This window comes from Vibrio sp. S234-5, assembly GCF_000960595.1.
Taxonomy (GTDB): domain Bacteria; phylum Pseudomonadota; class Gammaproteobacteria; order Enterobacterales; family Vibrionaceae; genus Vibrio.
In genome coordinates, this window is sequence record NZ_JZAM01000138.1 from 1 (window position 1) to 5,564 (window position 5,564).

Here is a 5,564-nt window from a genome sequence, read left to right on the forward strand (position 1 = left end):
GTCTGAACCACAACTAAAGCATTTAGCACTTTCTGGATCTGCTGTTTTACATTCAGGATGCTTTATCAAATAATTCTCAAGTGTCGGCAATTTGTGCCAATCATCATCCTGTGGCTTCGAATATGATACAAAATAGTAGAATATTGCAGCCGCGCCAAAAGCTAAAACCAACCAAATGAAATCCATCTCTTTTCCTCAAGTTATCACGAAAACATAACGCCCAATTAAGGGGTGAACAACGCCTCCACCCAAACCTAAAGCATTGTGCCATAAACACTAAATTTGAAGTAGAAGCAAAAATGCCAAGCGTTGTGAATCCCTCTTAAATTGTTTGTTAGAATTTTATTGCATAAAGAACTGAATAGAGAAAAGAGCAAAACCTACTATGCCAACAGCTCCCGATTGAGTTGAGCGCTCAACCCACGACAAAGCTTTTACAACGATTGAGAAAAGTACAACAATCGAATTATACACGGCGAAACCAATGACTGGACATATGAATAAAACATACAAACCCGAAAGGATCCAAGTCAACGCAGAATCAGGGAGCAGTCCCGACATTTGCAAACCAAATAATGACAGTCCCCAAGCAGAAACACCCACACCTACAATATAAAGTGCAACTGCAAACAACTTAATACCATACTTGCCCAAAAACGTAGTTGGTGCAACGTAGCCTTTCTCGTCCACAAAAGTTATTTGAGGGTTTAAGATTGACCCAATTTTTATAGATTTATCCTTAACCCAGGATAAATTTTCAAGTTTTATAGCCTCTACCGCAAGCAGAAAGACTGAAACGTACTCTAGCACACCAATTATTAATGTTTTCATATAACTCGACTAAAATTCTAACGCCCGGCTAAGGGGTTGACAACGCACCGCCGAACTTAAAAAACACACTGTAAACACTGAACTTCAATTGTGCACTAAAACCGCCACGCGTTGGCAATCCCTCTTGAGCCGTTTGTTATGCAAATTCAATGAGATAAACTGAATTTACACGACCAAAAGCCACAATTGCAATGGTTGAGTGATTCAAGAATCAACCCAAGCAAGAACTGTGATAAATGAGCAGCCAAAACAAAGTCCACCTTTCAGCACCAAACCAAGCTTTTGTGTCAGGAAAACTCAACGAGCGAAAACTTCAGCAAGTACAAAATGCTCGATAAACTTGCCCTTTCCACACTTTGTGCCCACTGAATTTACAACGCGCCAACGCTAAAACTCATTGAGGCAAACAAAGAACCTTGTCTGTTTTACGGCTTGAGTGAACCACGAATTTTAGGGTAAAAATGCTCATTTGCCGACAATACAAAACGAATGGCCAGAGAAATCCCAAAAGATTGAGCCCCTAAATTTACCTGAGTTGCATAACGCCGCGTTAAGGGGTGAATGCCGCATAAACCAACTTTCTGCAAACCACTTTAACCACCAAAATTCGCTGCATACCAAAAATGCCACGCGGCATGAATCCCTCTTTAACGCTTTGTTATGTTTAAGCTTCAAGGGCTTACGTTTACCAAAACCAAGATTAACTCAGCATTGACTCACAAACAAAAGCCATGACCTAAAAAACTGAAATAACTCATAGATTTGAAAAACAGACTTCGAATTTTGGCAACTCAAGCCCAAAAACTTGTGGTCAAAATACTGATTGAGCCAGCCGCACCTACCTCGCGCTTACTCGAAAATTGACTGAGGCAACACTCTGAATTTCCAGCGCCAAAGAATAAATGTCCGGAAAACAGCGCCCACTGAAGCCAACTTGCCGACAAGCACAAAACCAACAAGCCGAGGGAGCAAAGAAAAGATGCAACCAACTGATTTGACGTGATTAAACATAACGCCGCATTAAGGTGTGAGCAACGCAACCACGAAACTCAACCTTACAACCGTAAACACAAAACCCAACGATGGAATGAAAAACGCCAAGCGTTGGGAATCACTCTTAAATGCTTTGTTATATTTTTTCTTTCGCTACGATATCGAATCTATCATCGAACCAAGTGACAATTTCTTTTGGTATATCCATTGAGCTTGCAGTTATATCTGTAGCACCAAACTGGATGAAGTTATTGTCTAAAAAGTCGACACTTTTAATATCCAGTGTTACATATGCGTTATCATAAATATCACCAAAGAAAACACTCAAAATCCCTGATGCTGTTATCATTTCAAGCAAATTACCAAAATCTGACTTTAAAATTGAAAAAACATCTGCACGTAATTCATGATAAGACTTAAGCACAGAATCAGACGGCCATTCTTGGTTTTCTAGCATACGCTGATATCCACCAAGTTGAATTAATTTATTCATTAACTCATTATACTTAACATCAATATCTGACTCATGAACTTCGATAGCTTCAGATTTTATAGTCATTTGTGCTAACTGTTTTCTGACTTGAAAACAAAAAGGTCCTAGTGCAGCTTGTAAATTACCATCGCTACGCTCGTTATCATATACTCCAGGGGTAAGCCCTAGCAGATCTGTTGGAACATGAAAATCTTGACTGTTACGAGGCTTGACCATAAATGTTTTTTCAGGCCCCAAACGCCCAATAAACATACCAAGTTCAAAAAGGACATTGTCTCTCGTGACAGTTTGTTCTTGTCCCCGCATTTTAACGACATCATCAGGTGACATAACAAATATCGCTGCGTCAAACGTATCTAAGGCTGACAATAGATCACTCAATGTAGATTGTGTTAAGTTAAAAACACCTTGGGACCAAACTGTTGGCTCTGAATCATGTTCCAGTTCACTTTGAATTGCGTACGCAACTTCAAGCCCTTCAACTGAAGAGCCAATAAATAACTTTGGTTTGTTCTTTTTCACCAAACTCTCCTAAAAAATATAACGCCCGCCTAAGGGGCTGGCAACGCATTACCACAAAACTCAAACACAACAACCGAAACCACCGCGGCTCAATGGGACTGGAAACGCCACGCGTTGACAGTCCCTCTTGAGGCGTTTGTTAACTTTCATTATCTCGAATACTTACGCAAGCCATTAGCGCTTCTAAGGTATAGCGTCGATAGAATTTTTCAAAGCCATAGAAAAAAATGGATGAAGCTATTGCCAAACTAAAACTATACCAATAGCTCCAATTATCTATTTGAGACTGAAACAAACTCGCCCAAAACAATAGAACAAACACGAAGCAGATGTTTCTAGAAAAACCATAAAGAGCTACATAGTTTGCCATTTTGGGAACGTGATTTTCTGAGTTTTCTTGTGCGTAGTGATAAATAAAACGAAATAAATCACCTTTGAGGCACCCTTCTTCAATGATGTTATATGGTACTTCAATTTTCGATTTTTCAAAAAATTGAACAAGTCGCTTTAACAGACTGCTATTCAAGGGCTCAGGAAGTTTAGTTGGCCTAACACCGAGGAGTCGATACATAATTCGCTCGATAGCAACAAAAGGAAGTAAAACCACACCAGAAACGATTTGTTTGAATACGCACCGAACAACATCCTTTCTGTTAATTTTACCAATAAAACATTCATGTTGTAGATGAAGAAAGTAACGCTTAACTGATTTAGACAAGTCGGTTGAAACATTTATAAAAAGATATTGAGATGGCCAACCATATGTATCAGTTAGATATTTTTCAACAAATGAAGAGGATAACAAACTAATCAAATGGCCTACGATGTAGAAAACTATTATTAGCGCAATCAGAATAGATGACCCCGCAAATATCGAATCTTTTAGTTTTGGTGAAAACTCGCCAATCATTCCCCAAAAATCAGGCACAAACATAAACGATAGAACGCATGTAAATACACCACCAGGAATCAGATACCCTAAAAAGTCATAAAATGAGAATGGATTTTGTTTCATATGTACCAATTTTGAAAGTTAACGCCCGCTTAAGGGGCAGACAACGCTACTACCAACTTACCGCATAACACCGTAATCACCGAAACCAACGCATAGTAAAAATGCCGCGCGTTGGCTGTCCCTCTTGAAGCGTTTGTTAGCTTACTGAGGTAAATTTTCGCCTTAAACCAACATTTCACCTACAAGATTATATAAAGCAAGATTTGAAATTTATATCAATACGAAACGCTTGTTTTCTTTAAAGTTCTCGACACAGAAGTTCGCATTTTACGTAATTCAACCAACTGTTGTGACCTAGTTAAAAATAAGCTTATGATGCCTATTGATAATATGTATTTTCGAAGATAACTTGGCAGTTGAGAGATTTGCTCTCAAACATTTAAGGAAAATTGTTATGGCTCTAAAACCAGGTCCAAAACCAATTGCTGATTCAACAGGGAAACCAGATCAACGTCGACGTGACAATAAAAAAACACCAGGAAACACTCCTGACTTGAAACCTAGTAAATCCTCGAAAAAATAGGTTTTATTAACAATAAAAGCTACTGCAATGGTAGCTTTTTGTATAGCTTGCATACGATAAGCTAACGCCCAATTAAGGGGTGAGCAACGCTACCACCCAACCTAAGGCATTGTACCGTAGCCACTAAAGTTGAAGTAGAAGCAAAAATGCCAAGCGTTGGGAATCCCTCTTAAATTGTTTGTTATGTACGTTGTACCGAGCGCACTGGTACCCAACCAATTTCACCCGTTGACCTCGAAACTCGATACCACTCATTGAGTTCGAATAGCACTGACAGTTTTTCACCAATAACAGTATTGAGTTCAGCATTGTCATAATCTTTAAGCAAGATTCCTTCAGAGCCACCTTCAATCTTTTCGATATATTGAACTGGAGCCCAACCCTGCTCCCCTTCACTACTGGTTATAAAGATCCAGTTGGGAAACTCGTCGTCTATTGTGCCTAGAGCTACTTTATCGCCTTGTTTCAAATAAAACGGATTGGGATATTCTGAGACGTGCTTTTCAGTAGTAACTACTTCCATATTTTCTCCAAAGTACATAACGCCCGGCTAAGGGGTTGACAACGCACCGCCGAACTCAAAAAACACACTGTAAACACTGAACTGCAATTTTGCGCTAAAGTCGCCATGCGTTGGCAATCCCTCTTGAGCCGTTTGTTATGCAAATTCAATGAGATAAACTGACTTTACACGACCAAAAGCCACAATTGCAATGGTTGAGTGATTCAAGAATCAACCCAAGCCAGAGCCATGACAAAGAAGCCGCCAAAACAAAGCCCACCTTTCAACAACAAACCAAGCTTTTGAATGAAACAAACTCACCGAGCAAGACTTTCAACAAGTACAAAATGTTCGATAAACTTGCCCTTTCCACACTTTGCGCCCACAAAATTAGCAACGCGCCAACGTTAAAACTGATTGAGGCAAACAAAGAACCTTGTCTGTTTTACGGCTTGAGTGAACCACGAATTTTAAGGTCAAAAAGCTCATTTGCCGACAACACAAAACGAATGGCCGGAGAAATCCCACAAGATTGAACCCCTAATTTTACCTGAGTTGCATAACGCCCGGTTAAGGGGCAGCCAACGCCATTACCAAGCTTCCGCATAACACCGTAACCACAAAAACCAACGCATGATAAAAATGCCGCGCGTTGGCTGTCCCTCTTGAACCGTTTGTTATGTCT

At 39.8% G+C, this 5,564-nt stretch carries 5 protein-coding genes and 1 pseudogene; all 6 read right to left on the bottom strand.

Annotation, left to right across the window (positions count from 1 at the left end):
* A pseudogene (locus tag UF06_RS27155) lies at positions 1–186 on the bottom strand (hypothetical protein); the annotation flags it as partial.
* 156 nt (positions 187–342) lie between these two features.
* Positions 343–831, bottom strand: a complete 489-nt coding sequence (locus UF06_RS05840) for a hypothetical protein (protein WP_045569611.1) — start codon at positions 829–831, stop codon at positions 343–345.
* A 1,129-nt stretch (positions 832–1,960) separates the two neighbouring features.
* Entirely contained in the window at positions 1,961–2,839 is an 879-nt protein-coding gene (locus tag UF06_RS23145; protein WP_052702530.1) for a nucleotide-binding protein, read from the bottom strand.
* Positions 2,840–2,978: 139 nt separating this feature from the next.
* Positions 2,979–3,854, bottom strand: a complete 876-nt coding sequence (locus UF06_RS23150; RefSeq protein WP_052702531.1) for a hypothetical protein — start codon at positions 3,852–3,854, stop codon at positions 2,979–2,981.
* A gap of 704 nt (positions 3,855–4,558) precedes the next feature.
* Complete coding sequence (locus UF06_RS05855) at positions 4,559–4,900, bottom strand: SH3 domain-containing protein (RefSeq protein WP_029190007.1); 342 nt, start codon at positions 4,898–4,900, stop codon at positions 4,559–4,561.
* 424 nt (positions 4,901–5,324) lie between these two features.
* Positions 5,325–5,564: hypothetical protein (locus tag UF06_RS28285; protein WP_206778254.1), on the bottom strand; the 240-nt coding region annotated here is incomplete at its 5' end.